Genomic DNA, 3139 nt, shown 5'->3' with positions numbered 1-3139 from the left:
CACCGGCAGCGCCTTGCGGTCGAGCTTGCCGTTGGGTGTCAGCGGCAGTTGGTCGAGAACGACGAAGTGCGCTGGAATCATGTAATCCGGCACAAGCGAGCGCAGGTGCTCGCGCAATGCACTGACGTCAAGCGTCTCGCCCTCGCGAGCCGCAACGTAGGCGGCAAGGCGTTTGGCACCGGGTTCGTCCTCACGCTGCATCACGACAGCGGCACGCACCGACGGGTGCGAGCGCAGGAGGGCTTCAATTTCGCCCAACTCGATACGAAAGCCGCGTACCTTGACCTGATGGTCTACGCGGCCCAGGAACTCGACGCAACCGTCGGACAAAAACCGCGCGCGGTCGCCCGTGCGGTACAGACGCGCACCCGGCTCCTGCGAGAAGGGGTCGGCGATGAACCGCTCGGACGTCAAGTCCGGCCGATTGAGGTAGCCGCGTGCCGGGGCAATGCCGCCCACATACAGTTCGCCAGGCACTCCCGACGGCGCAATCTGCCGGTTCGTGTCGAGTACGTAGACGCGCGTATTGTGGATAGGGCGTCCGAGCGGTGGAGCCGAAGGCCGACAGGTATCGTCGGCAGGCTCCAGCTTGTTGGTCAGAACGCCGACAGCAGTCTCCGTCGGACCATAGTGGTTGAAAATTGCGCAGTCCGGGGCCAACTGCCGCACTTTCTCGATCAGCTCCCAACTGCTGGCTTCACCGCCGAGCACGAGCCGGCGGTGCGGCAATACGCGCTCGGGCTGGTCGCCTGTCAGCAGGGCCGAGAGGTGAGAAGGAACGATCTTGAGGCAGTCGACCGGGTGGCGTTCGAAGTACTCGGCGAGCGCGGATGGGTCTGCAGCGGTCTCCTGCGAAATGAGGTGCAGAAGCCCGCCAGTACACAGGGCCGGATAGACAACTGTGTAGCCAAGATCTGCTGCGAAGGTGGACACTGACGCGAAGCTCAGACCACCGGCAAGGTCCAGCCTCTCGATGATGCTGCACACGTAGTTGACGATCTGCCGGTGTTCGACGCAGACGCCTTTGGGCGTTCCCGTCGAACCCGAGGTGTAGAGAACGTAGGCCAGGTCGCCGGGTGCTACTCGCACATCAGGGTTCTGCTCGCTTTCGGTTTCGAGCGAAGCCCGGTCCGCGTCAAGACAGAGGATGTGTGCGTCGGTGGCCGGCAGTGCACTTAGCAGGTGCTGCTGTGTGAGCAGCACGCGCGGGCCACAGTCCATCAGCATTGCACTAATTCGCTCGGCTGGCATCTTCAAGTCGAACGGGACGTAAGCGCCACCGGCCTTCAGCACTCCTAGTGCGCCGACCAGCGTCTCGACCGAGCGCTCGACGTACAAGCCCACCAGCGAATCGGTGCCAACGCCCAGGCGGCGCAGGTGATGAGCCAGCTGGTTGGCGTGCGCGTTCAATTGGGCGAAGGTCAACTGCTGACCCTCGCAGATCACGGCCACTTTCCCAGGTGTGCTAGCAGCCTGCTCGGCGATGAGTTCGTGCAGGCCGCATGGGGCAAACTCGCGCGCCGTGTCGTTCCATTCCGTCAGGAGACGCCGCTCCTCGTCGCCACCCAGAATATTCAGTGCGGACGCAGGCGTTTGCGGCGCACTTTCCAGCGCGCCCGCCAGTTCGCCCAGCGCGGTCTGCATCCACCCAACTAACCTTTGCGGGTCGAGGGTTGGAGTGGTTTGTGCCCGCAAGGTGAATCCTGTACCCCAATCGTCTGCAACGAGGGAGAACGGATAGTTGTTGCGCTCGTCGTACTCGACGAGTTCGATGCCTTCGAAGCCAGCCTCCGATGCACCTCGTGAATGGCGGTAGTTCAACTTGGCCGTGAAAAGCGGCAGCGGCGACCGCACACCGCTCAGTCGTTGCACCTGTGCCAGTGGTGCCTGCTCGTGGCGGAGCAGGTCGGCCAGCTGTCGATGCGTCTTCTGGACCGCCTCGCTCACACTGGCGCTTCCCAGCGACACGCGCACCGGCAGCATGTTAATGAATAGTCCGAATACCCGATCGGCTTCAGCGGTTCCCTGCATACGCCCGGATAGCACGGTGCCGAATACCACGTCGTCCCGTCCCGCGCAGCGCCCTACGACAATCGCCCATGCGACGTGGAAAAATGCCGCTGCACTGACGCCCAACCCGCGCGCGGCACGTCGCACGCGCTGCGACAACTCGGGCGTCACTTCGCAGGTAGCTTCACGCGACCGCACCCCATCCAGCATCGTGTCCATCAGACCAAATGGTGCCGTAGGCTCGTCCACATCGCCAAGCAGGTTGCGGAAGAAGACCTCGCTCTCGCCGCTACGTGCCTGAGCGAGGGTCTGTGCGACGAAACCTCGAAACGGAACTGGGGGCGAGAGTTCTCGACCGTGCATGTAGGCCTGGACCTCCTCCAGCATGATCTCGAGTGCGACGTGGTCATAGTTCAGGTGGTGGGTGACCAGCAACATCAGCCAGTCGCCTGATTGGGAATGCGGATCAGCCGCGACATAGGCTGTCGTCAGCGGCGCGCGCTGCAGATTCATGCGCATCGTTCGCGGATCGACCTGTGCCAGCAATTGCTGGACTGCGTCGCCCTCGCCCGACAAGTGCAGCTCCTCCACTGGGAGTCGCGCGCTGCGCCAGACTACCTGTACCGGGTCTTGCATTCCTTCCCAATGCATACTGCTGCGCAACAGGTCGTGTCGATCCATGACGTGTTGCAACGCATCCAGCATTTGTTCCAGGCGTTGCCGCGATTGAATCCTCAGAACCACCGGAAAGATGTATGGATCGCCCTGCTCACTCGCCCTATGGTGATAGAGAATCCCCTCTTGCAAAGGTGTCAGCGGATAGATGTCTTTGACGTTGGGTGCTCCGCCGGTCACAACGCTTGCAAGCCGGTCGATTTCCTGCTGCGTCAGCGATACCAGGGGCAGCATCTCTGGTTCGATGGTGGAGCACGCATCGGGAATCAGGTTTGGCGGTGCAATGAACGCGGCTTGCGCGAGACGCGCCATGGCGGCCACGGCGTGCAGAACGGGCGCGGCAAGCATATCGCGCGCATCGATTTCCCAACCCGCGCGGTGCAGGCGGCTTAGCAATTGCGGCACCAGCAGCGAATGCCCTCCCAGCGCAAAGAAGTCGTCGTGGCGTCCGACG

General features: G+C 62.7%; 1 protein-coding gene. It reads right to left on the bottom strand.

Translation table 11 applies throughout. The annotated features are described in order from the left end of the window. On the bottom strand, positions 1-3139 hold a 3139-nt coding region (locus AQ12_RS19140; RefSeq protein WP_048441568.1), incomplete at both ends, for a non-ribosomal peptide synthetase.

The sequence above is a fragment of the Caenimonas sp. SL110 genome (assembly GCF_001044395.1).
GTDB lineage: Bacteria > Pseudomonadota > Gammaproteobacteria > Burkholderiales > Burkholderiaceae_C > Ramlibacter.
The sequence above is the reverse complement of the archived record's forward strand: the minus strand, read 5'-3'. Positions and strand labels throughout refer to the sequence as shown.